This is a genomic window from Streptomyces sp. NPDC002730, from assembly GCF_042888805.1.
Taxonomy (GTDB): Bacteria; Actinomycetota; Actinomycetes; order Streptomycetales; family Streptomycetaceae; genus Streptomyces.
Window position 1 is genome coordinate 326847 of record NZ_JBIAQG010000001.1, and the last position, 23079, is coordinate 349925.

Here is a 23079-nt window from a genome sequence, read left to right on the forward strand (position 1 = left end):
GATTGTCAGTGGCATGGTGCACGGTGGAACTCACATCGGGTCGAACAATCTGGAACCGATCTGGAGGGGGATCCATGACCGTGTCCGAAACCGGCGCAGCCACCGGCGCCGAGGCCCTGCGGCCGCACGCCGAGGATGCTTTCGCCGACGAGCTCAAGACGCTCGCCGCGGCCGACGACCGGCCGCGGCCGGTCAGCTGGCAGCTGTCGCCGTGGGCCGTCGCCACCTATCTGCTCGGCGGCACGCTGCCCGACGGGACGGTGATCACACCCAAGTACGTGGGGCCGCGCCGGATCGTCGAGGTGGCCGTCACCACGCTGGCCACCGACCGGGCGCTGCTGCTCCTCGGCGTGCCGGGCACTGCCAAGACCTGGGTCTCCGAACATCTCGCCGCGGCCGTCAGCGGCGACTCCACCCTGCTCGTGCAGGGCACGGCGGGCACGCCGGAAGAGGCGATTCGCTACGGCTGGAACTACGCGCAGCTGCTCGCCCACGGCCCCAGCCGGGACGCGCTGGTGCCCAGCCCCGTCATGCGCGCGATGTCGGAGGGCATGACCGCGCGGGTCGAGGAGCTCACCCGTATCCCCGCGGACGTGCAGGACTCGCTGATCACGATCCTGTCCGAGAAGACGCTGCCCATCCCGGAGTTGGGGCAGGAGGTGCAGGCGGTCCGCGGGTTCAATCTCATCGCCACCGCCAATGATCGCGACCGCGGGGTCAACGACCTCTCCAGCGCGCTGCGCCGCCGGTTCAACACCGTCGTGCTGCCGCTGCCCGCCACCCCGGAGGCCGAGGTCGACATCGTGTCGCGCCGCGTCGACCAGATAGGGCGCTCGCTCGATCTGCCGGCCGCGCCGGAGGGGCTGGAGGAGATCCGCCGTGTGGTCACCGTCTTCCGGGAGCTGCGGGACGGAGTCTCGACGGACGGCCGCACCAAGCTCAAGTCACCGTCCGGGACGCTCTCCACGGCCGAGGCGATCTCCGTGGTCACGGGCGGTCTCGCGCTCGCCGCGCACTTCGGGGACGGCGTGCTGCGTCCCGGTGATGTGGCGGCCGGCATCCTCGGCGCGGTCGTACGCGACCCGGCGGCGGACCGGGTCATCTGGCAGGAGTACCTGGAGACGGTGGTCCGCGAGCGGGACGGGTGGAAGGACTTCTACCGCGCCTGCCGCGAGGTGAGCGTATGACCGGCCCCCTGCTGCTCGGCGTCCGCCACCACGGGCCGGGCTCGGCACGGGCGGTCCGGGCCGCGCTGGAGGCGGCGTCGCCCGCCGCCGTGCTGATCGAGGGACCGCCCGAGGGCGACGCGCTGCTCGCGCTCGCCGCGGACGAGCAGATGCGCCCGCCGGTCGCGCTCCTCGCGCACGCGGTGGACGACCCGGGGCGGGCGGCGTTCTGGCCGCTGGCCGAGTTCTCCCCGGAGTGGGTGGCGCTCCGCTGGGCGCTGGGACGCGGGGTCCCGGTCCGGTTCATCGATCTTCCGGCGGCGCATTCGCTGGCGTCGGCGGCGCAGGAGGAGACGGCGAACCCGGACGCCGCCGACGGCGAGCCAGGCTCAACCGAGGGGGCCGAGCAACCCGAGGGCAGCGGTGCCGGGACGGGTGCACCCGGAGCGGGGGCGGACAGCGTCCACCCGGAAGGCCCGGGGACGGGCGGGCCGAGCGGGGTCGCACCGCCTACGGGGCAGGCGCCCGAGGGCAGCGGTGCTCCGGTGGCAACACCGGGTGCGCCCGGGACCACAGGATCCCTGCCGCCCGACGGGCGGACGCCCGGTGCGGAGGGAGGCGACGGCGCGGGCACGGTAGGACCCGAGGACGAGCGGGGCGCGCCCGACCCCCGTGGGCTGCGGATCGATCCCATCGCCGTGCTTGCCGAGACGGCCGGATACGACGATCCCGAGCGGTGGTGGGAAGACGTCATCGAGCATCGCGGTACGGGAGCCGACGCGGCGGATCCCCGCGCGCCCTTCGCCGCACTCGGGGACGCCATGGCCGCACTGCGCGAGACGTACGGGCACGGCGGACACGACCGTGATCTCGCCCGCGAGGCCCATATGCGGATCCAGCTCCGGGCCGCACGAAAGGAGTTCGGGGACGACGTCGCCGTCGTCTGCGGCGCCTGGCATGTGCCCGCGCTCGAGGAGAAGACCACTGTCGCCGCCGACAGGGCTCTTCTCAAGGGGCTGCCCAAGGTCAAGACCGAGATGACCTGGGTGCCCTGGACCTACCGCAGACTCGCCCGGCACAGCGGATACGGCGCCGGCATCGACTCGCCCGGCTGGTACGGGCATCTCTTCGGCGCGGCCGACCGGCCCGTCGAGCGCTGGATGACCAAGGTCGCGGGGCTGCTGCGTGACGAGGACAGGTTGGTCTCCTCCGCCCATGTCATCGAGGCCGTACGGCTCGCCGAGACCCTCGCCGCCATGCGCGGCAGGCCCCTCGCCGGGCTGACCGAGACGACCGATGCGATACGGGCCGTGATGTGCGAGGGCTCCGATGTGCCGCTGGACCTCATCCGGGACCGTCTCGTCGTCGGGGATGTGCTCGGCGAGGTGCCGGACGCGGCGCCTGCCGTGCCGCTGCAGCGCGATCTGACCCGACTCCAGCGCAGTCTGCGGCTCAAACCGGAGGCACTGGAGCGGGAGTTGGAGCTCGATCTGCGTAAGGAGACCGACGCGGCGAAGAGCCGGCTACTGCACCGGCTGCGGCTGCTCTCCATCGGCTGGGGCGAGCCCGTGACGGGGCGGGGGAGCACCGGCACCTTCCGGGAGAGCTGGCGGCTGCGTTGGGAGCCGGAGCTCTTCGTCAAGGTCGCGGAGGCCGGGGTGTGGGGCACGACCGTGCTCTCCGCCGCCACGGCGAAGGCCGAATCGAAGGCCGTGTCCGCGACCGCCCTTGCCGACGTCACCGCGCTCGCCGAACAGTGCCTGCTGGCCGAACTGCCCGACGCGCTGCCCGTGGTGATGCGGGCGCTTGCCGACCGCGCCGCACTCGACGCCGACGTCGGTCATCTCGCCCAGGCGCTGCCGGCGCTCGCCCGCTCGCTGCGGTACGGGGACGTGCGGTCGACGGACACGGCCGCGCTCGGTGAGGTCGCGGCCGGGCTTGCCGAGCGGATCTGCGTCGGCCTGCCGCCCGCTTGCACCGGACTCGACGCGGACGGCGCGGCCGAGATGCGGGGCCATCTGGACGGCGTGCACACCGCGATCGGGCTGTTGCCGAAGGACCGTGAACTGATCGCGCGCTGGGGATCGGTCCTGCATCGGCTCGCGGCCCGCGACACCGTGCCCGGAGTCATACGCGGCAGGGCGGCACGGCTGCTGCTGGACGACGGGCGGCTCGAGGAGGACGAGGCCGCACGGCTCATGGGCCTCGCGCTCTCGGCCGGCACACCGACCGCCGACGCGGCCGCCTGGATCGAGGGATTCGTCGGCGGCGCGTCCGGCGGCGGAATGCTCCTGGTCCACGACGAGCGCCTGCTCGCACTCGTCGACGCCTGGCTGACCGGCGTGCCGGCGGACGCGTTCACCGACGTACTGCCGCTGCTGCGCCGCACCTTCTCCGCGTACGAACCGGGCGTGCGCCGCACCCTGGGCGAGCTGGTCCGGCGCGGACCCGCGGCGGCGTCCGGCCCCACGCACGGCGAGTCCACGATGCCCGGCTTCGGCCCCGGCCTCGACGGGCCACGGGCGGACGCGGTGCTGCCGGTGCTGCATCTGCTCCTCGGAATCGACGACAACGACCTAGCGGGGGTGGCCCGATGAGCACGGCGACAAAGAACGAGACCGCGGACGACAGCGCGACCGGGAACGCAACCGAAGCCGTCACGGGAGCGGGAACCGGAGGCGCAACCGCAAGCACAAGCGCCACCGGAACCGGGGACGAGCGGCTGCGGCGGTGGCGGCTCGTCCTGGGCGGCGACTCCGCCGACGGAACCGGCTGCACGCTCAGCGGGACCGACGCGGCGATGGACGGCGCCCTGACCGCCCTCTACGGCACCGACAAGGACAAGGGCAGCACGGGCAACCGCACCGGCAACCGCTCTGCCGGGCTCGGGGCCTCCGCGCCGTCCGTCGCGCGCTGGCTCGGCGACATCCGCACGTACTTCCCGAGCTCCGTCGTCCAGGTCATGCAGCGTGACGCGATCGACCGGCTCGGCCTGTCCACGCTGTTGCTGGAGCCGGAGATGCTGGAGGCCGTGGAGGCCGACGTCCATCTCGTCGGCACCCTGCTCTCCCTCAACAAGGCGATGCCCGAGACGACCAAGGAGACGGCCAGGGCCGTCGTACGCAAGGTCGTCGACGATCTCGAGAAGCGGCTCGCGACCCGCACCAGGTCCACCCTCACCGGCGCACTCGACCGGTCCGCGAAGATCAACCGCCCGCGCCACCGGGACATCGACTGGGACCGGACCATCCGGGCCAACCTGAAGAACTACCTGCCGATTCCCGAAAAAGAAGGTGCCTACACCGTCGTTCCCGAGCGGCTCATCGGATACGGACGCGCGTCCCAGTCGGTCAAGAAGGACGTGGTGCTCTGCATCGACCAGTCGGGCTCCATGGCGGCGTCCGTCGTCTACGCCTCCGTCTTCGGCGCGGTCCTCGCCTCCATGCGCTCCATCGCCACCCGACTCGTCGTCTTCGACACCGCCGTCGTCGACCTGACCGACCAGCTCGACGACCCGGTGGACGTCCTCTTCGGCACTCAGCTCGGCGGCGGCACCGACATCAACAGAGCGCTCGCGTACTGCCAGTCTCAGATCACCCGCCCCGCCGACACCGTCGTCGTACTCATCAGCGACCTCTACGAGGGCGGTATACGGGACGAGATGCTGAAGCGGGTCGCGGCGATGAAGGCGTCCGGTGTGCAATTCGTCGCACTGCTGGCGCTCTCGGACGAGGGGACGCCGGCGTACGACCACGAGCACGCGGCGGCGCTGGCGGCCCTGGGCGCACCGGCGTTCGCCTGTACCCCGGACCTTTTCCCGGATGTGATGGCGGCCGCGATCGAGAAGAAACCACTGCCCATATCGGACATGGTGACTCATCAGTAACAGGGGGCTTGCGTCCCCCCGGGAGGCTCGTGCGAGCATCGTCCCGATCCCCGCGGAAGGTCCACTTCCGCCGACCGAGAAGGTTCCTCTCACTGTGACCGTCGCAGCTGCTCGTTCTGCTGCCGTTCTGTGCGCACTGCGCCGGGCGGCGGGCGAGCAGCGTGCGCTGCAAGTGCTGCTGTTCCTCGGGGGACTGATGACCCTCGGTCTTCTCTACGGCGGCCAGGCGCACGCGGCGGATTCGGCGGGTATGCCGGAATCGGCGGTGTCGGCCGACGCCGAGGTGCGCGTCGCGCCGCCGACCGGGCCGGCCCCGGCGCGGGAACTGCGGCGCGTGGCAACGGACTCCACCGACGTCGGCACCGCTGACGCCGCGGACACGGTCGACTCTGCCAAGTCCACCCAACCCGTGCAGCCCGGCCGGCCAGGCCAGGCCGCGCAGCCCGTCCAGACCGTTCGCCATGTGGTGAAGCCGGCCGCGGACACCGTGCGGGACGTCGTACTGCCAGTGGCCCAGCCGCTGACCGGGCCTCTCACCGAGACGCTGAACGGGCTCCTGCCCGTACCGCTGCCGCCGCCGGGCGGCGGCGCGGATCAGGGACTCACGCCGCAGCTCCCCGTCGACCGGCCCGTGGACGACTCCGCGGACCGGTTCACGGTCGACAACCCCGCGGACTCCGCGAACCCGGCCCGGTGGTCCGGCACGACCGCCACCACGGTCGGTCCGGTCGGCGGGTACGACAGGGCTCTTGGCTTCAGGCAGGCCGAATTCCGTTACGAGCGCCCGGTAACTGCGCCTGCGCCCGCTCAAGTCCCCGGCAAGCCCTGCGACTCCACGCACGGCGCATTGCAGCAGTCCGGCGAGACGCACGCACCGCGTAAGGGAGACCAGCACGCGGCGACGAGCCCCTACGGCACGCCGTTCGCGCTCATACCGGGTGTGGCCTGGGCCGCGGCCGAAGCGCCGACCCGCGAACGACCGCGCGACATCCTCGAATTCCCCGGCTAGGGCAGTCCTTTCCCCGCTCAAGACCTGCCGCGCGGGGGCGGGACAGGTCTGCCCGCCAACCGGATAGTTCCGGACAGCCGAATGAATTCGAAGGATTGACGTAAGCATGCATAAGAACATCCGCCGTTCCATAGCCGTCGCTGCCACGGCCACCGGCATGTGGGCCCTCGGCACCGCCGCGGCCAGCGCCGACGAGCTGCACGTCTCCGTACCCCTCTCCGCGCCCGACGAGGCGGCCGACGTTGTCGACGACGTCAAGGACGTCGACGTGGTCAAGGACGCCCAGGGCGTCGACGCCGTCCAGGGCGCCAAGGGCGCCGCCGCCGACGCCAAGCGCACCGCCACCGGCAGGGCTGCTCAGGCCACGGGCACGGCCGCCCAGGCCAAGCGCACCGCCACCGGCACGGCCGCCCAGGCCCGCCAGTACGCCGAGGCCGAGCTCCCGGCGTACCAGGTCCCGGCCACCCCCGACGTGGCCGACGTCCAGAGCGAGATCGACTACCTCTTCGGTCCGCTCGCCGCCTTCGCGCCGCAGCTCGCCGAGCAGGCCCCGTCCCAGGTCCACTACCAGGCACAGGGCGCCGTCGCCGCCGCCACCCCGCTCGCCGCTGCCGCCGCGCAGGACACCCTGCCGCCCATCGCCGCCCGTGCCGTGAACGGCGTGCTCCCGGTCGCCGGTCAGGCGGTCGGCGACGTCGACGGTTTCGCCCAGGGCGTGGTCGGTGGCGTGACGCCGTTCGCAGGTGGCGTCGTGGGCGAGGTCCAGCCCTTCGCCGGTGGCGTCGTCTCCGAGGTTCAGCCCTTCGCGGGCGGGGTCGTCGGTGCGGTCCAGCCGCTCGTCGAGACCGTCGTCGACCACGCCCAGCCGGTCGTGCACGGCATCGGCGGCAGCACTGGTTCCCTGGCCCAGGGCGTCGTGGGCGATGCCACGCCGTTCGCCGGTGATGTCACCTCCGAGGTCCAGCCGTTCGCGCAGCACGTGTACGGCACGGCCGACTCGACGCCGCTCGTGGGCAACGCCGTCTCCGGCGTCCAGGGCGTGGCCACCTCGACCACCCCGGGCTACGTGTCGCACCTGACGCAGGGCATCTGACGCAAGCCTGTGACACATGTGACGGAGTGCATCTGACAGGCGGGTCCGATGTTTCCGGGCGGTCCTCATTGGGGTGAGGGCCGCCCGATTCCGTTCGTAGCGGTAAACCTGCCGTCCCGCACCGAGTGGCAACCTTCTCTGCGTCCGCTCGGACCCCGCCCCGTGTCCGCCCCGTATCCATGTCCGACGCGGCCACCCGTGCGATCTGTGACAGGTATCACCGCTCAGGTGTGATCTGCGATTTAGGGACCTCGGGCCCACGGGGATAACCTGCGAGACGGACATGCCGCGTACCCGGACACCGTGTACGCCTCCCTCAGTGACAGCGCAGTCACGTTGCCCTTCGCGGCACGCCCACGCAGAAAACGAACCGCGAGACCACTGAAAAGGGACGGACGCGCGTGGACCTGTTCGAGTACCAGGCGAGGGACCTCTTCGCCAAGCACGGTGTACCGGTGCTGGCCGGTGAAGTCATTGACACGCCTGACGCGGCGCGCGAGGCCACCGAGAGGCTGGGCGGTAAGTCGGTCGTCAAGGCCCAGGTGAAGGTCGGCGGCCGCGGCAAGGCCGGCGGCGTGAAGCTGGCCGCCACCCCGGACGAGGCCGTCGCCCGCGCGACGGACATTCTCGGCATGGACATCAAGGGCCACACGGTCCACAAGGTGATGATCGCCGAGACCGCCCCCGAGATTGCCGAGGAGTACTACGTCTCGTACCTCCTCGACCGCACCAACCGCACCTTCCTCGCCATGGCGTCCGTCCAGGGCGGCATGGACATCGAGGAGGTCGCGGAGAAGACCCCCGAGGCCCTCGCGAAGGTTCCGGTCAACGCCGTTGACGGCGTGACGATCGAGAAGGCCCGCGAGATCGTCGCCCAGGCGAAGTTCCCGGCCGAGGTTGCCGAGCAGGTCGCCGAGGTCCTGGTGACGCTGTGGGACACCTTCGTCGCCGAGGACGCGCTCCTCGTCGAGGTCAACCCGCTCGCGAAGGTCGCCGACGGCCGCATCATCGCGCTGGACGGCAAGGTGTCTCTCGACGAGAACGCCGACTTCCGCCAGCCCGAGCACGAGGCGCTCGAGGACAAGGACGCAGCCAACCCGCTCGAGGCTGCCGCCAAGGCCAAGAACCTCAACTACGTCAAGCTCGACGGCGAGGTCGGCATCATCGGCAACGGCGCGGGTCTGGTCATGTCGACCCTCGACGTCGTCGCGTACGCCGGTGAGGCGCACGGCGGCGTGAAGCCCGCCAACTTCCTCGACATCGGTGGCGGCGCCTCCGCCGAGGTCATGGCGAACGGCCTCGAGATCATTCTCGGCGACCCGGACGTCAAGTCCGTCTTCGTCAACGTCTTCGGTGGCATCACCGCGTGCGACGAGGTCGCCAACGGCATCGTGCAGGCCTTGGCACTGCTCAAGTCCAAGGGCGAAGATGTGAACAAGCCGCTGGTCGTGCGCCTCGACGGCAACAACGCGGAGCTGGGTCGCAGGATCCTGTCCGACGCCAACCACCCGCTCGTGCAGCGCGTGGACACCATGGACGGCGCGGCCGACAAGGCCGCCGAGCTCGCGGCTGCGAAGTAAGGGACGAGGGACTCCAACACCATGGCTATCTTCCTCACCAAGGACAGCAAGGTCATCGTCCAGGGCATGACCGGCGCCACCGGCATGAAGCACACCAAGCTCATGCTCGCTGACGGCACCAACGTCGTCGGCGGTGTGAACCCGCGCAAGGCCGGCACGTCCGTCGACTTCGACGGCACCGAGGTGCCCGTCTTCGGCTCCGTCGCCGAGGCGATGGAGAAGACCGGCGCCGACGTCTCCGTCGTCTTCGTGCCGCCGGCCTTCGCCAAGGCCGCCGTCGTCGAGGCGATCGACGCCGAGATCGGTCTCGCCGTCGTCATCACCGAGGGCATCGCGGTCCACGACTCGGCCGCCTTCTGGGCGTACGCCGGCTCGAAGGGCAACAAGACCCGGATCATCGGCCCGAACTGCCCCGGCCTGATCACCCCCGGTCAGTCCAACGCCGGCATCATCCCGGGCGACATCACCAAGCCCGGCCGCATCGGTCTCGTGTCCAAGTCCGGCACGCTGACCTACCAGATGATGTACGAGCTCCGTGACATCGGCTTCTCCTCGGCCGTCGGCATCGGTGGCGACCCGGTCATCGGTACGACGCACATCGACGCCCTCGCGGCGTTCGAGGCCGACCCCGAGACCGACCTGATCGTGATGATCGGCGAGATCGGCGGCGACGCCGAGGAGCGTGCGGCCGACTACATCGCCAAGAACGTGACCAAGCCGGTCGTCGGCTACGTCGCGGGCTTCACGGCTCCCGAGGGCAAGACCATGGGCCACGCCGGCGCCATCGTCTCCGGCTCCTCCGGCACCGCGCAGGCGAAGAAGGAGGCCCTCGAGGCCGCGGGCGTCAAGGTCGGCAAGACGCCGACCGAGACGGCCAAGCTGGCGCGCGCGATCCTCGCCGGCTGACCTTCGCGACAAGGCAGTACACACGGCAGTACGCAGCAGTACGCCGTGCGCAGTTCGTACGAGTGGGCCCGCTCCTCCTGGTGAGGTGCGGGCCCACTCGCGTACCGCCGGGGCTATCGGATCTGGGGTACGAGTCGCTCGGGACCGTTCGCGAGCAGGGAGCGGAGCTGCTTGCGCAGCGCGGTGTCCCGTTGGGGCAGCTGCGGTCCGCTGAGCACCGGTCCGCCGTCGACCTGCTGGGCGGGGGCGAGCGGCGGCTCGTACCGCGTCGGCGCGGTGACCACGGTGAAAGCCGTGGCGCTCACGATCAGCGTGGTGACGGCGATGGCCACCCGCGTCCAGAACCGGGCCCGCCGCTCACTGCCCGTCCGCACGGCAACGGCGGGAGTCATCTCCGGTGCCGGCCCCTCGCGGGCGAGGTCCGTGAGCCGCTCGTGCAGCGCCGCCCCCTGGCTCAGCTCCGGGAGCCGCTCGGCGATGGCCGCCCGTGCGTGCAGCACCCGGTTCGCCGCGGCCGGGGTGCTGGCCTCGGTCTCGGCCGCGGTCTCCGGCAGGCCGAGGCCCAGGCCGTCGTAGAGCAGCACCGTGCGGCGGTACGGCGGCGGCAGCTCCAGCAGCGCGTCGAGCAGCGCGCGCCGGCCCGGCTCGGCGGGCGGCTGGGAATCGGGCTCGTTGTGGGCGCGGAGGAGCCGGTGCCAGGGGGACATGGCGTACTCGTACGCGACGGCCCGCACCCAGCCCGCGGGGTCCCCGTCGCGCGCGACCTCGGGCCAGTGCTGCCAGGCGAGGTGGAAGGCGCGCTCGACCGACTCGTGGGAGAGCCGGCGCCGGCCGGTGAGCAGGTAGGTCTGGCGTACGAGAGCGGGGGCGACGTACGAGTACAGCTCGTCGAATGCTTCGGCGGGGGTGAGCTCGGCGCGTGGTGGTGGCGGTGGGTCCTGCCAGGGGGCTTCGCGGACCGCGGGTGACGAGGTGAGGGCGTTGGTTTTGTCCGTGCGGTCCGGGTCCGGTTCCGGGTCCGGGGCCGCCTGAGGGGCGGGTTCGGTCCAGGGGGAGGGGGCCGTCGTGACGGACAATTCCGCGGGCTCCGTGCCGGGGGCTGCCAGCAGCTTCGCGTACGCCTCCCGCCTGGACCCCCGCGGGCTGGTACGGCCGGCCTCCCAGGACCTGATCGTCGCCCGCCTGACACCGATCGCAACGGCGACCTGCTCCTCGGTCAGTGACTTCGCCTCGCGCAGCATCCGCCGTTCCTCCGGGGAGGGCAGTGGAGCGGCGGAAGTGGAGCGTGGGGCGCGCTGAGTCATGAGGGGCTCTCCTCAGTGCTGCACTCGGCGAAAAAGTACATAAACGTATATTGAGCGACACAACGGCTATTCGCGTGTTCCGCGGTTAAAGAGCGTGTCGTTGGCAGCATGGCCGCGTGACCCAGCTGACCGATCACACCCCGTCGATGCCGCAGACCCCGGTTGCCGTGCAAGGCGGCCGACAGGCCGCGCTGGCCGCGCTGGGCTCGGCCCTCGTGCGCGGAGCGACCGCGGCGGGGCTGGGGCTCGGCGCGCTCGCCGTTCTCGTGATGGTGTTGTGGATCAGTTCCCCGTACCCGGACAGCGGTCCGGGCGGGGCGCTGCATGTCGCGGCCGGGCTGTGGCTGCTGGCCCATGGCGCGGAGCTCGTACGGACCGGCACGCTGTCCGGGAGCCCGGCGCCGGTGGGGGTGGTGCCGCTGTTCCTGGTCGCGCTGCCGGCCTGGCTCGTGCACCGGGCGGCGCGTGATGCGCTCGAGCAGGACAGGGGGCGGCGGCGGCCTTCCGCGCGGGGTGCGGTGTGTGCGGTGACCGCGGGATATCTGCTGGTCGGCGCTGCTGCGGTGCTGTACGCGGCGGGCGGTCCGCTGGCGGCGGACCCGCTGAGCGTGGTGTTCCATCTGCCTGTGGTGACCGTGCTGTCGGCGGTGGCCGGGGTGTGGACAGCGAGCGGCCGGCCGCGCGGGCCGCTGCCGGCCAGGCTGCCGGAACGGGTACGGCGGGAACTCGCCCGCCCCCGGGTGGCCGTCGCGCTGCGGTCCGCGACGGCGGGGGCGGCGACGCTGCTGGGCGGCGGCGCGCTGCTGGTCGCGGCGTCGCTGGTGTGGCACGCGGACGCGACGCAGGACTCGTTTTTCCACCTCGCGGAGGAGTGGTCGGGGCGGCTGGCGGTGCTGTTGCTGGGGCTCGCGCTGGTGCCGAACGCGGCGGTCTGGGGCGCGGCGTACGGCCTCGGTCCCGGTTTCGCACTCGGTACGGGCGCGACGGCGATGCCGCTTGCGTTGGCCGGGGATCCCGCGCTGCCTTACTTCCCGCTGCTCGCCGCGGTCCCTTCGGAGGGGCCGGGCACGCCGCTGAACTGGGCGGCGCTGGTGGTGCCGGTCGCCGCGGGGGCGGTGATCGCCTGGTTCACGGAACGGTCGGCGGCACTGCGGTACGCGGAACGGGAGGAGGTGTGGGGCTGCCGCGAGACCGCGCTGACCGTGCTGCTCGGGGCGACGGGATGCGCGGCGTTCACGGCGATCCTGACGGCGGCGTCGTGCGGCCCGATGGGCACGCGGGCGCTGGTGGAGTTCGGCCCGGTGTGGTGGCTGACGGGCCCGGCGGCGCTGCTCTGGTCGGCGGGGATCGGGGTGCCGGGGGCGCTGGGGCTGCGGGCGTGGCGGTTGCGGGGGCGACGGGGCGAGGCGGAGGTGCCGGTTCCCGCTCCGGTTCCGGCTCCCGCTCCCGCTTCGGTTCCGGTTCCGGCGGAGGCGGTGCCGGCCCCGGAGGCTCCGGAGGCCCTTGAGTCGACGGAGCCCGACGACCCGGCGTTGGAGCCGTACGACATCTTGCCGACGGGCTCGTGGAGCGAGAGAGGCGAGAGGGACGAGCGGGAGGCGCGACGGGCGGCGCTGAGGGAGGCGTCGGGGGGTCTGATGTCGGAGTTCCCGCCGATGCGGATGCCGGAGCCGCCAGTGCCGCCGACCGCGCCGGTGGAGCCGGTGGAGCCGGTGGAGCAGACGGACCCGGAGGAGCCGGCGCCGGGGGCGCCGTAGGGGGTGTCCCCGGCCCCGCCCCTTCCCGAAACTGGGGGGCAAGCCCCGAGCCCCCGGCGCGGGGCAGCTTCGCGCCGCTGCACGGCAGAGAGGCCACGCACCCGGCCCCGAGGCGGGGCCGGGACCTGGAGAAACCGCCCGGTCGGCGCCCGTTTACTCCTGGACGCCGATCACTCCGCGGAGCGGCTCCGGGAGCAGGTCGTTGCAGGCCAGTTGGCCCGACTTGGTCAGCGCGTCGTTCACGCAGGTGTAGTAGTCGCGGTAGACCAGCTGCGCCGTGAATGACGCCGCCACGATCACCAGCGCGATGCTCGCCATCACCAGACCGCTCACCGCCGCCGTGATCTGCGGCCTGCCTGGAGTCGCGGGTGCCACCGGCGCCGGCGGTGTGGGAGATGTCACGGCGTCCGGCGCGGGGCGCCGGGGCTTGGCGCGCAGGGAGCTGATGCTCCAGTACAGCGCCAGCGCGCCGAGCAGCAGCGCGATCTCCGAGAGGTCGAACAGCGCGAAGAAGAACGCCCACATGCCGGAGAGCAGCGCATAGCGCGCGCGGCGCTGGGCCGGGTCCGTCGGGTCCCACTTGAGGCCGCCGGAGGAGCCGCCCTCGGGGCCTTGCTGGCCGCCGTTCTGACCGTTCTGACCGTTCTGACCGCTCGGGCGGCCGCCGAAGCCGCCGCCCGAGGAGCGGCCCGGCTGGCGGCTGCTCCACTGGCTGCCCCAGCCGGAACGGCCGGAACGGTCGTCAGGTGTGCCGGAGGAAGGCGTGTCGGAGGAAGACGAGGAGGAGTCGTCGGACGAGCCGTCGTTCGCCGGGCGCCGGGGCTGCCAGGGCTGGTCCGGCCTGCCCTCCGGCGGCGGCGCGAAGGGATTGTTGTCATCCGTGGACTGGCGCTCCCGCGGCAACAGGAGGTCCGTACGGCGGCGTCGGTCCGGCATCTGGTGAACGTCTTCCCCTCAGACCCAGCGCACATGGGGTCTTGTGTCGTCTTGCCCGTCGGGGGACGGGTCCTGTCCCCTGACGCTACCTCCCGGCCACGCCCCCGTCCCGTGGGGGCCGTTCTGTGTGCCGGTATCGTTGCTGACGGTCGGCCCCTTCGTAGAGTTCCCCGTATCGGGGGGCGCGATTCGTTCGTACGACCACACAAAGACGTACAGCAACGCGAGAAAGAGACCCGCCGTGGCCTCCCCGCCCCCCTCCGCCCGACCGGCCCGCCTCGTGGTCCTGGTCTCCGGCTCCGGAACGAATCTCCAGGCCCTGCTCGACGCGATCGCCGACGACCCTCAGGGCTTCGGCGCCCGTATCGTCGCCGTCGGCGCCGACCGGGACGGGATCGCCGGTCTGGAGCGCGCCGAGCGCGCCGGGCTGCCCACCTTTGTGTGCAGGGTCAAGGACTACGAGACGCGCGACGCGTGGGACACCGCGCTCACCGAGGCCACCGCCGCGTACGAACCGGATCTCGTCGTCTCGGCCGGCTTCATGAAGATCGTGGGGAAGGAATTCCTCGCCCGCTTCGGTGGCCGCTGCGTCAATACGCATCCCGCCCTGCTGCCCAGCTTCCCCGGAGCCCACGGAGTGCGCGACGCGCTCGCGTACGGCGCGAAGGTCACCGGATGCACTGTCCACTTCGTCGACGACGGCGTCGACACCGGCCCGATCATCGCGCAGGGCGTGGTCGAGGTACGGGACGAGGACGATGAAGCCGCTCTCCATGAGCGGATCAAGGAAATCGAGCGACGGCTGCTCGTCGAGGTCGTGGGGCGTCTGGCCCGTAACGGCTACCGCATTGAGGGACGAAAGGTAGTTTTCCCGTGACTGTTGAGGCTGCGAAGCGGGCCATCCGGCGAGCGCTGGTCAGTGTTTATGACAAGACGGGTCTTGAGGAGCTCGCCCGCGGGCTGCACGAGGCGGGTGTGGAGCTGGTCTCCACCGGCTCGACCGCCGCGAAGATCGCCGCGGCCGGGGTGCCGGTCACCAAGGTCGAGGAGCTCACCGGCTTCCCCGAGTGCCTGGACGGCCGGGTCAAGACGCTGCACCCGCGCGTGCACGCCGGCATCCTCGCCGACCTGCGGCTCGAGTCGCACCGCGAGCAGCTCGCCGAGCTCGGCGTGGAGCCCTTCGATCTCGTGGTCGTCAACCTCTACCCGTTCCGGGAGACCGTCGCCTCGGGCGCCTCTCCCGACGAGTGCGTCGAGCAGATCGACATCGGCGGCCCGTCGATGGTCCGCGCCGCCGCCAAGAACCACCCTTCCGTCGCCGTCGTCACCAGCCCCGCGCGGTACGCGGACGTCCTCGACGCGGTCAAGGAGGGCGGCTTCGACCTGACCGCCCGCAAGCGGCTCGCCGCCGAGGCCTTCCAGCACACCGCCTCGTACGACGTGGCCGTCGCCTCCTGGTTCGCCTCCTCCTACGCGCCCGCCGACGACTCGGTCCTCCCCGACTTCCTGGGCGCGACCTTCGAGCGTACGAACGTGCTTCGCTACGGCGAGAACCCGCACCAGGCCGCGGCGCTGTACTCCAACGGCAACGGGGGCCTGGCCGACGCGGAGCAGCTGCACGGCAAAGAGATGTCGTACAACAACTACGTCGACACGGAGGCCGCCCGGCGCGCGGCGTACGACCACGACGAGCCCTGTGTCGCGATCATCAAGCACGCCAACCCGTGCGGCATCGCGGTCGGCGCGGATGTCGCCGATGCGCACCGCAAGGCGCACGCCTGCGACCCGCTGTCGGCGTTCGGCGGGGTCATCGCCGTCAACCGGCCGGTCACGGTCGCGCTTGCCGAGCAGGTCGCCGAGATCTTCACCGAGGTCATCGTCGCCCCGGCGTACGAGGACGGCGCGGTCGAGGTGCTGGCCCGCAAGAAGAACATCCGCGTGCTGCGTTGTACGGGCTCCCCGGCGGCCCCCGTCGAGCTCCGGCCCATCGAGGGCGGCGCGCTGCTGCAGATCAAGGACCGCCTTCAGGCGGAGGGCGACGACCCGGCGAACTGGACGCTGGCGACGGGTGAGGCGCTGTCGGCGGACGAGCTGGCCGAGCTCGCCTTCGCGTGGAAGGCCTGCCGCGCGGTCAAGTCCAACGCGATCCTGCTCGCCAAGGACAGCGCGTCGGTCGGTGTCGGCATGGGCCAGGTCAACCGCGTCGACTCCGCGAAGCTCGCGGTGGAACGGGCCGGGGCCGAGCGCGCGCAGGGTTCCTACGCCGCGTCGGACGCGTTCTTCCCGTTCCCGGACGGCCTGGAGATCCTGTTGGCCGCGGGCATCAAGGCCGTGGTGCAGCCGGGTGGTTCGGTGCGGGACGAGCTGGTGGTGGAGGCGGCGAAGAAGGCGGGCGTGACGATGTACTTCACGGGCACGCGCCACTTCTTCCACTGAGCTCACCCAGCCCACTGAGCCGTACGGCCCGGAGGCCCCGCCCCGCACCGCGGGGCGGGGCCTCCTCGCAACCTATGAGTTCACAGGTGCCCTCGCGGCAGGGCGGGTGGTTCGCTCATTGCACGGCACAGACCGGTGTCCACGGGGGGCGCCGGGGCCGTCATGGGAAGGAACCACAATGCTCAAGTTCCAGGGGAAGGCCGGCGCGCTGCTCATCGCGTCCGCGGCTGCGGTGGGGTCCCTCGCGGTGTCATCGCCCGCTTCGGCGGCCGGGGTCGGGGCGGGGAGCGCGGCGTCGCCGGATCCGTCCACGGCGCGGGCGGCGTAGACGCTGCCGAAGGCGCCGGATGCGAGCGGTTCGCGGACCTCCCAGTCGCCGACGCGGTAGCCGGACGGTACGGGCACGGTGAAGTGGCTGGCGTCGGTCACACCAACAACCTGTCCAATGCATCGAGTTCGGCTTCGCGCACCAGGTCGAAGCGCAGGGCGAGCGAGACCAGCGACTCCTTCTTGCCGTTCAGCCTCGGGCCGCCGTCCGCGGATTCCGGGGGCTGTTTGAGGCGGAGCTTGACCGCCAGATAGTCGATGTTCCACTGGACGGAGGTCCTGTTCGCCGCCGGCCATACGGGTTGCAGCCGCTCGACGACCTGATCGACCGTGGGCAGCGGCGCGTGCGGTTCACCGCGCAGCCGCGGTTCGCACAGGGCCGCGAGCACCAGGTAGTAGCGCTTGGTGCGGTCGAGCGGGAAGGCGAGCGCGGTCGGTTCGCCCTCGCCGGGCGGGGCGTCGTCGGCGTAGTCGTGACGCGGCGCCCAGACATCGAAGGTCACCAGCTCGTCGGCGGCCGGCAGGACGATGCGTGAGAACTCGAAGGGGACGGGTGCGTCGATCCGGCCCGGGGCGATCTTGATGTGTTCGCCTGCGCCTTCCGGATTTTCGACGACGTACGTGGATGTGGTGCTGAGATTGCTCAGCGACCAGTACGTCCCGGCCGCGATGATCTCACCCGCCGTACGGGACACCCCGTGGTGCGGAATGGTCAGATGGCGGCGGCCGTCGGTGGCCGCGGCGCGGCCGAAGCGGAGCGCCTCCCCCGGCGCCAGCCTGATCTGCTCACCAGGCCCTGCGCAGTCCGCGGGCACCACGATGATGCTGTACATGCTCAAATCCCTTCCCCCGACGGAATCAGGCGCCAGCGTAGGGATGGGCGTAGATCGAAGGCAGCGTTCCGGCCGAGGCGGCGCGAATGTGCCGGTAGAACGGCCGAAGGCCGTAAACCCGCCGGTCGGCGAGTGTTACGGCCTTCGTGTATTCGGTACGTGTGTGGTGCCAAGTACCTCAGTAACGCGGGCGGTTGAACCAGGCAGACGCCTGCGAGGTCACCATCGCGGCGAGGATGATGCCGCCGATGGCGAGGGAGACGAGGCCGCCGACCACGCCGCTGGCCTGGCCGGACGCGAAGTTGGCGAGGGATCCGAGGATCATCAGCGATGCGTACACGATCGTGATGACGCGGATGGCGGTGCCGCCGGTGGAGAACTTCACCCCGAGGAAGATCGCCAGGCCCGCGAAGGCCAGCAGGATGATGACCACGATGAAGCCGAGACCGGCCAGACCAGTTGCTGCGTCCGAGTCGACCGCGTCCGAGGCAGCCGCGATGGCGATGGCCGCGATGATTCCGATGAGGACCTGCAGACCGCCAATGATGTACAGGAGGACGCGGGCCGCAGTCATCAGACCGGGCATGGACGTCGGGGCGCCGCCGTAGGGCTGCTGCACCGGCGGGGCCTGCGGGTAGCCGTATGCCGGCTGCTGCGGCTGGCCGTAGCCCGGCTGCTGCGGTTGGCCCTGCTGGGGGTAGCCGTAGCCCGGCTGCTGCGGTTGGCCTTGCGGCTGGCCGTAGGGGTTGTTCGGGTCGCCGAAGCTCATGGCGGGATTCCTCCGTTGAAAAATGCGGGGACGATGCGGTCCGAGCGGAGGAACGTCACAAGATCAGCGGTTTGCCCCCCAACACTGCCGCGGTACTGCGCGGCTCATCGTGGTATTAACGTCGACTTTTTGTCCAGTCGGGAACCCTATGTGTTGTGCAAGTGCAACCTCAGGTTCCCTTGCGGCGGGCCGTGAGGGAGCGTGAAGACGCCGCGATCGGCGCGTGACGGCGGCCCGAATTGGAACCCGGGCGGGTCCATCCGCGAGGATGGGTCCATGACCGCCCAGATTCTCGATGGCAAGGCCACCGCAGCCGCGATCAAGTCCGACCTGACCGCCCGCGTGGCGGCGCTCAAGGAGCGGGGCATCACCCCGGGCCTTGGGACCCTGCTCGTCGGGGACGACCCGGGCAGCCGTTGGTACGTCAGCGGCAAGCACCGCGACTGCGCGCAGGTCGGCATCGCCTCGATCCAGCGCGAACTGCCCGACACCGCCACGCAGGAGGAGATCGAGGCGGTCGTACGGGAACTCAACGACAACCCCGAGTGCACGGGCTACATCGTCCAGCTGCCGCTCCCCAAGGGCATCGACGCCAACCGCGTCCTGGAGCTGATGGACCCGGCCAAGGACGCGGACGGGCTGCACCCGATGAGCCTCGGCAAGCTGGTGCTCGGTGTGGAGGGCCCGCTGCCGTGCACTCCGTACGGCATCGTCCAGCTGCTCCGGCACCACGGCGTCGAGATCAACGGCGCGAATGTGGTGGTCGTGGGCCGCGGGATCACCATCGGGCGGCCGATGCCGCTGGTGCTGACCCGTAAGTCCGAGAACGCGACGGTGACGCAGTGCCACACCGGTACGCGCGATCTGTCCGCGCATCTGCGGCAGGCGGACATCATCGTGGCCGCGGCCGGTGTCCCGCACCTGGTCAAGCCGGAGGACGTCAAGCCGGGCGCGGCCGTGCTCGACGTCGGCGTCAGCCGTGACGAGAACGGCAAGATCGTCGGGGACGTCCACCCGGGCGTCGCCGAGGTGGCCGGCTGGGTCGCCCCGAACCCCGGCGGCGTGGGCCCGATGACCCGCGCGCAGCTGCTGGTCAACGTGGTCGAGGCGGCGGAGCGCGCAGCGGTCGCCGCCGCGGGCTGACCGGGAAGGCTGAGCCCATGGGCGTACGCACGAACGACGGAGCCGACGCGGCGGAGCCGCGGGGCGCGGGCGCGAGCCCGAACGGGGCGGGGACCGGTGGGGACGCGCGGGACGAGGCGGCCGCGGCGGCCGCCCGGAAGAGGGCGTCCACCGCGGAGGACGAGCCGTTCCGGCCGGGCGGCCCGGACGCCGACGGCGCCGACCTGAATCCGGTGGCTGATGCGGCCGGTGGCGGGACTGGCCGCGACGAGGATGCCGCGCCGAAGTCCGCGGCCGACGCCGCCGGTGCTCCCGCCGAGGACGGCGAGTCCGCTGCGGCGGTCCGCTCCCGGTCCGGCGACCAGGACTCGGGTGCCGCTGACGCCGACGGCGCCGACCTGAATCCGGTGGCCGATGCGGCCGGTGGCGGGACTGGCCGCGACGAGGGTGCCGCGCCGAAGTCCGCGGCCGACGCCGCCGACAGCGGATCCCGTCCGGAAACCGACGCCGCCTCCCCGAAGCCGGAGACCCCGGACGCCGCTGCCGCCGCCGTGATCGCCGACGCCGTCCACCCCCGCCACGCCGGCCCGGACGCCGAAGCAGCCTCCGCGACGGCGGCCGACACTCAAGGGGTCGGCCCCGGCACCGGCAAGACGCCCTCCCGCCGGCCCCCCTCCCTCACCCGGGACACCGCCAGGCCCGAGGGTGGTGGACGGGCCGCGCCGGGGGACGCTTCCGCGCCCGCTCGTCAGTGGCCCCTGCTCACCGTCCTCGCCCTCGCCGGCCTCGGCCTGGTGATCGTCGGCAGCGATGCCTTCGCCGACGCCTTCCGGGTGGGCACCATCCTGATCGGCGTGGCCCTGCTCACCGCTGCCGTCATGCGCCGCACCCTGCCCTCCGTCGGCATGCTCGCGGTGCGCTCGCGCTTCACGGACATGGTCACGTACGGGCTGCTCGGCACCCTGATCGTGCTGCTCGCGCTCGTGACGCAGCCGAAGCCGTGGCTCGACGTCCCGTTCCTCGAGGACGCCGTCCACTTCACCGTCCGTTAGTCCCGACGGTTGGTCCCGACGTTCGAGTATCTTGATGACGAGATATCTGGAGTATCTTGATGACGAGATATATCGGCGGAGTCTGAGACCGCGACATCACTGACTTCGCCGACCCCAGCCGAAGCGCGTGAGAGGGACGTTCCACGTCATGGCCAAGATCAAGGTAGCCAACCCGGTCGTCGAGCTCGATGGCGACGAGATGACCCGCATCATCTGGTCCTTCATCAAGGACAAACTGATCCTGCCGTACCTCGATGTCGAGCTGAAGTACTTCGACCTGGGCATCGAGCACCGCGACGCCACCAACGACCAGGTGACCGTCGACGCCGCCAAGGCCATCAAGGAGCACGGTGTCGGCGTCAAGTGCGCCACGATCACGCCGGACGAGGCGCGGGTCGAGGAGTTCAACCTCAAGGCGATGTACCGCTCGCCGAACGGAACCATCCGCAACATCCTCGGCGGCGTCATCTTCCGTGAGCCGATCATCATGGAGAACGTGCCGCGGCTCGTCCCGGGCTGGACCAAGCCGATCGTCGTCGGCCGTCACGCCTTCGGCGACCAGTACCGCGCCACCGACCTGAAGGTCCCGGGCCCGGGCACCCTCACCATGACCTTCACCCCGAAGGACGGCTCCGAGCCGATCGAGCTCGAGGTCCACGAGTTCCCGGGCTCCGGCGTCGCCCTCAGTATGTACAACCACGACGAGTCGATCCGCGACTTCGCGCGCGCCTCGTTCCGGTACGGCCTGGCCCGTGAGTATCCGGTCTACATGTCCACGAAGAACACGATCCTCAAGAAGTACGACGGTCGCTTCAAGGACATCTTCCAGGAGATCTTCGACGCCGAGTTCAAGGCCGAGTTCGACGCCAAGGGCCTCACCTACGAGCACCGCCTGATCGACGACATGGTCGCCTCGGCGCTCAAGTGGGAGGGCGGCTATGTCTGGGCCTGCAAGAACTACGACGGCGACGTCCAGTCCGACATCGTCGCGCAGGGCTTCGGCTCGCTCGGCCTGATGACCTCGGTCCTGATGTCGCCCGACGGCAAGACCATCGAGGCCGAGGCGGCGCACGGCACGGTCACCCGCCACTACCGCCAGCACCAGCAGGGCAAGGCGACTTCGACCAACCCGATCGCCTCGATCTTCGCCTGGACCCGTGGTCTCGCCCACCGCGGCAAGCTGGACGGCACTCCCGAGGTCACCAGGTTCGCCGAGACGCTCGAGCAGGTCTGCATCGAGACCGTCGAGGGCGGCCAGATGACCAAGGACCTGGCGCTGCTCATCTCCAAAGACGCACCGTGGCTGACCACGGAGCAGTTCCTGGACGCGCTCGACGCCAACCTGCAGAAGAAGATGGCGTCCGCCTGAGGAAACCGGCACCGAATGCCGACGGCGCCCGTCCTCTCCCCCGAGGGAGGACGGGCGCCGTCGTGCTTCAAGAGTCATGGACGCGCCAACCGCGTTCAAGGGACGCCTGGTGCCTGTGGCATGGAAGTGACCATTCCGCCACGGTGTGATCGTTGGGCTACGGATGCGAGACTGAAGCGGCAGCCGGGGCGGGGCGCGCAGGGGGGCGCACCAACTGTCCCGAATGCTCCCGTGCACTCCAATTACAGGAACTGACATCCTGGCTCTGCGCATCCCACTGGGTAGTCCGGAACACGGACGCCCGAAGGGCACGGCACGGGGTCGGGACAGCGCGGGGCAATTCAGGAACGTTCGGGGGACAAGGGGGGGCAATGCCTCGTTGGAAGGCACTACCGGAGGAGCTGGACCCGCAGGTCCGGGAGTTCACCAGCCAGCTCCGTCGGCTCGTCGACCGCAGCGGGCTGAACCTCGCCGCGGTCGCGGACCGCACCGGGTACAGCAAGACGTCGTGGGAGCGGTATCTGAACGGTCGGCTGCTCGCGCCCAAGGGCGCGATCGTCGCGCTGGCCGAGGTGACCGGTACGAACACGCTCCATCTCACCACCATGTGGGAGCTGGCGGAGCGCGCCTGGAGCCGCTCCGAGATGCGCCACGACATGACCATGGAAGCGATACGCATCTCCCAGGCGCGGGCGGCGCTCGGTGAGTTCGGCCCTGCCCCCGCGGGCGCCGCGAACAGCCGCTCGGGGGGCCGGACGGCCGCGCCCGCGGAGCCGGCCGGACCGGAGGCCGGGGCGTTCAGGACCGATGAGCAGCGTCGTCCGCGCGTACCGGTGCAGCCCGGCCCGGACCACCAGGGCTCGCCCGGCCACCAGGGCCCGCCGATGTCACCGCCGACCGCACCTTCCGGCCCCACCGCCGCCCCCGACCAGGGACGTGGAAAGCGCAAAGTCACCATGTTCCTGGCCGGCGTGGTCGGCGCGCTGCTGGTGATAGCCGCGGCCGTGCTCCTGACCGACCTCGGCGGTGACGGCGACGGCGGCAAGACCGCGGCCAAGACGCCGTCCGCCCCGCCGACGACCAGCAGCCCGCCGCTGCCGGCCGGTGTGAAGTGCAGTGGCAAGGACTGCACGGGCCAGGACCCGGAGGCCATGGGCTGTGGCGGACAGCTCGCCAAGACCGTCTCCAGCGCGACTGTCGGCAAGGCCCGGGTCGAGGTCCGGTACAGCAAGACCTGCCAGGCGGCCTGGGCCCGTATCACTCAGGCGGCCCCCGGCGACACGGTGCAGATAAGCGTGGGCGGCAAGGGCGCGCAGAACGGCCTGGTGAACGGGGACAACGACGCGTACACCCCTATGACCGCGGCGGCGGCGCCGGCCGAGGTAAAGGCGTGCGCGACGCTGAAGACGGGGACGACGGGGTGCACCGGGCAGCAGTGAGCGCAGCGGTGGGCCATGCGTGAGCGGTTCGTGAGCCGCGCGTGAGCCGCGCCACAAGGGGGCGGGGAATGCCGGGGGCGCGGGTCGGATAGCCT

Annotated in this window: 19 protein-coding genes; 14 read left to right on the forward strand and 5 right to left on the reverse strand. The window is 71.4% G+C overall.

What is annotated here, in order from left to right:
- Positions 1-74 precede the first annotated feature (74 nt).
- The 7 genes from ACFYXH_RS01655 to sucD all read left to right on the forward strand — a co-directional run bounded on the left by ACFYXH_RS01655 (position 75) and on the right by sucD (position 9640).
- Positions 75-1187, forward strand: coding sequence for an AAA family ATPase (locus ACFYXH_RS01655; protein ID WP_389559679.1), 1113 nt, complete (start codon positions 75-77; stop codon positions 1185-1187).
- Positions 1184-3763, forward strand: a complete 2580-nt coding sequence (locus ACFYXH_RS01660; RefSeq protein ID WP_389559681.1) for a DUF5682 family protein — start codon at positions 1184-1186, stop codon at positions 3761-3763. Before ACFYXH_RS01655 ends, ACFYXH_RS01660 begins: the two co-directional genes overlap by 4 nt.
- A complete protein-coding gene (locus ACFYXH_RS01665; RefSeq protein WP_389559683.1) occupies positions 3760-5052 on the forward strand; it encodes a VWA domain-containing protein in 1293 nt (430 codons plus the stop codon). Before ACFYXH_RS01660 ends, ACFYXH_RS01665 begins: the two co-directional genes overlap by 4 nt.
- Positions 5053-5146: 94 nt before the next feature.
- Positions 5147-6061 (forward strand): hypothetical protein, encoded by a 915-nt coding sequence (locus tag ACFYXH_RS01670; protein ID WP_389559685.1) that lies wholly within the window; start codon positions 5147-5149, stop codon positions 6059-6061.
- 106 nt (positions 6062-6167) lie between these two features.
- Positions 6168-7154 (forward strand): hypothetical protein, encoded by a 987-nt coding sequence (locus ACFYXH_RS01675; RefSeq protein WP_389559687.1) that lies wholly within the window; start codon positions 6168-6170, stop codon positions 7152-7154.
- 401 nt (positions 7155-7555) lie between these two features.
- Positions 7556-8734 carry an ADP-forming succinate--CoA ligase subunit beta gene (gene sucC / locus ACFYXH_RS01680; RefSeq protein WP_327325568.1) on the forward strand — a complete coding sequence of 393 codons (1179 nt, stop codon included), beginning with the start codon at positions 7556-7558 and terminating at the stop codon, positions 8732-8734.
- A 21-nt stretch (positions 8735-8755) separates the two neighbouring features.
- Positions 8756-9640, forward strand: a complete 885-nt coding sequence (gene sucD, locus ACFYXH_RS01685; protein WP_385303993.1) for a succinate--CoA ligase subunit alpha — start codon at positions 8756-8758, stop codon at positions 9638-9640.
- 113 nt (positions 9641-9753) lie between these two features.
- Here the strand turns inward: sucD and ACFYXH_RS01690 are convergent, their stop codons facing one another.
- Positions 9754-10944, reverse strand: a complete 1191-nt coding sequence (locus ACFYXH_RS01690) for a sigma factor-like helix-turn-helix DNA-binding protein (protein WP_389559690.1) — start codon at positions 10942-10944, stop codon at positions 9754-9756.
- Positions 10945-11060: 116 nt separating this feature from the next.
- On the opposite strand from ACFYXH_RS01690, the gene ACFYXH_RS01695 reads away from it, so the two are divergent.
- Entirely contained in the window at positions 11061-12701 is a 1641-nt protein-coding gene (locus tag ACFYXH_RS01695) for a DUF6350 family protein (RefSeq protein WP_389559692.1), read from the forward strand.
- 153 nt (positions 12702-12854) lie between these two features.
- Here the strand turns inward: ACFYXH_RS01695 and ACFYXH_RS01700 are convergent, their stop codons facing one another.
- A complete protein-coding gene (locus tag ACFYXH_RS01700) occupies positions 12855-13637 on the reverse strand; it encodes a hypothetical protein (protein ID WP_389559694.1) in 783 nt (260 codons plus the stop codon).
- Between the two features lie 241 nt (positions 13638-13878).
- On the opposite strand from ACFYXH_RS01700, the gene purN reads away from it, so the two are divergent.
- Both purN and purH read left to right on the forward strand, forming a co-directional pair.
- Complete coding sequence (gene purN, locus ACFYXH_RS01705; protein WP_385303986.1) at positions 13879-14514, forward strand: phosphoribosylglycinamide formyltransferase; 636 nt, start codon at positions 13879-13881, stop codon at positions 14512-14514.
- Entirely contained in the window at positions 14511-16073 is a 1563-nt protein-coding gene (gene purH, locus ACFYXH_RS01710) for a bifunctional phosphoribosylaminoimidazolecarboxamide formyltransferase/IMP cyclohydrolase (protein ID WP_389559697.1), read from the forward strand. The genes purN and purH overlap by 4 nt, the downstream gene beginning before the upstream one ends.
- 72 nt (positions 16074-16145) lie before the next feature.
- On the opposite strand, the gene ACFYXH_RS01715 is transcribed toward purH, so the two are convergent.
- The 3 genes from ACFYXH_RS01715 to ACFYXH_RS01725 all read right to left on the reverse strand — a co-directional run bounded on the left by ACFYXH_RS01715 (position 16146) and on the right by ACFYXH_RS01725 (position 18002).
- Positions 16146-16502, reverse strand: a complete 357-nt coding sequence (locus ACFYXH_RS01715; RefSeq protein ID WP_389559699.1) for a hypothetical protein — start codon at positions 16500-16502, stop codon at positions 16146-16148.
- The gene (locus ACFYXH_RS01720) at positions 16499-17233 is read right to left on the reverse strand and encodes an FHA domain-containing protein (protein WP_389559701.1); all 735 of its coding nucleotides are present in this window, start codon (positions 17231-17233) and stop codon (positions 16499-16501) included. Before ACFYXH_RS01720 ends, ACFYXH_RS01715 begins: the two co-directional genes overlap by 4 nt.
- Before the next feature lie 178 nt (positions 17234-17411).
- Positions 17412-18002, reverse strand: a complete 591-nt coding sequence (locus ACFYXH_RS01725) for a hypothetical protein (protein WP_389559703.1) — start codon at positions 18000-18002, stop codon at positions 17412-17414.
- A gap of 276 nt (positions 18003-18278) precedes the next feature.
- Between ACFYXH_RS01725 and ACFYXH_RS01730 the strand changes: the two genes are divergently transcribed.
- From ACFYXH_RS01730 to ACFYXH_RS01745, 4 genes are all read left to right on the forward strand, one after another.
- Positions 18279-19145 (forward strand): bifunctional methylenetetrahydrofolate dehydrogenase/methenyltetrahydrofolate cyclohydrolase, encoded by an 867-nt coding sequence (locus tag ACFYXH_RS01730; protein ID WP_327325575.1) that lies wholly within the window; start codon positions 18279-18281, stop codon positions 19143-19145.
- A gap of 17 nt (positions 19146-19162) precedes the next feature.
- Positions 19163-20176 carry a DUF3017 domain-containing protein gene (locus tag ACFYXH_RS01735; RefSeq protein ID WP_389559705.1) on the forward strand — a complete coding sequence of 338 codons (1014 nt, stop codon included), beginning with the start codon at positions 19163-19165 and terminating at the stop codon, positions 20174-20176.
- Positions 20177-20324: 148 nt separating this feature from the next.
- Complete coding sequence (locus ACFYXH_RS01740; protein ID WP_389559706.1) at positions 20325-21545, forward strand: NADP-dependent isocitrate dehydrogenase; 1221 nt, start codon at positions 20325-20327, stop codon at positions 21543-21545.
- 371 nt (positions 21546-21916) lie between these two features.
- Positions 21917-22984 (forward strand): DUF2690 domain-containing protein, encoded by a 1068-nt coding sequence (locus ACFYXH_RS01745; protein ID WP_389559709.1) that lies wholly within the window; start codon positions 21917-21919, stop codon positions 22982-22984.
- Positions 22985-23079 lie beyond the last annotated feature (95 nt).

Coding starts and splice junctions, on each gene's coding strand:
- ACFYXH_RS01735 (WP_389559705.1), top strand. CDS start 19,163: ATGGGCGTACGCACGAACGACGGAGCCGACGCGGCGGAGCCGCGGGGC.
- sucD (WP_385303993.1), top strand. CDS start 8,756: ATGGCTATCTTCCTCACCAAGGACAGCAAGGTCATCGTCCAGGGCATG.
- ACFYXH_RS01690 (WP_389559690.1), bottom strand. CDS start 10,944: ATGACTCAGCGCGCCCCACGCTCCACTTCCGCCGCTCCACTGCCCTCC.
- ACFYXH_RS01700 (WP_389559694.1), bottom strand. CDS start 13,637: ATGCCGGACCGACGCCGCCGTACGGACCTCCTGTTGCCGCGGGAGCGC.
- ACFYXH_RS01675 (WP_389559687.1), top strand. CDS start 6,168: ATGCATAAGAACATCCGCCGTTCCATAGCCGTCGCTGCCACGGCCACC.
- ACFYXH_RS01730 (WP_327325575.1), top strand. CDS start 18,279: ATGACCGCCCAGATTCTCGATGGCAAGGCCACCGCAGCCGCGATCAAG.
- ACFYXH_RS01660 (WP_389559681.1), top strand. CDS start 1,184: ATGACCGGCCCCCTGCTGCTCGGCGTCCGCCACCACGGGCCGGGCTCG.
- ACFYXH_RS01745 (WP_389559709.1), top strand. CDS start 21,917: ATGCCTCGTTGGAAGGCACTACCGGAGGAGCTGGACCCGCAGGTCCGG.
- ACFYXH_RS01725 (WP_389559703.1), bottom strand. CDS start 18,002: ATGAGCTTCGGCGACCCGAACAACCCCTACGGCCAGCCGCAAGGCCAA.
- ACFYXH_RS01740 (WP_389559706.1), top strand. CDS start 20,325: ATGGCCAAGATCAAGGTAGCCAACCCGGTCGTCGAGCTCGATGGCGAC.
- ACFYXH_RS01720 (WP_389559701.1), bottom strand. CDS start 17,233: ATGTACAGCATCATCGTGGTGCCCGCGGACTGCGCAGGGCCTGGTGAG.
- ACFYXH_RS01665 (WP_389559683.1), top strand. CDS start 3,760: ATGAGCACGGCGACAAAGAACGAGACCGCGGACGACAGCGCGACCGGG.
- ACFYXH_RS01655 (WP_389559679.1), top strand. CDS start 75: ATGACCGTGTCCGAAACCGGCGCAGCCACCGGCGCCGAGGCCCTGCGG.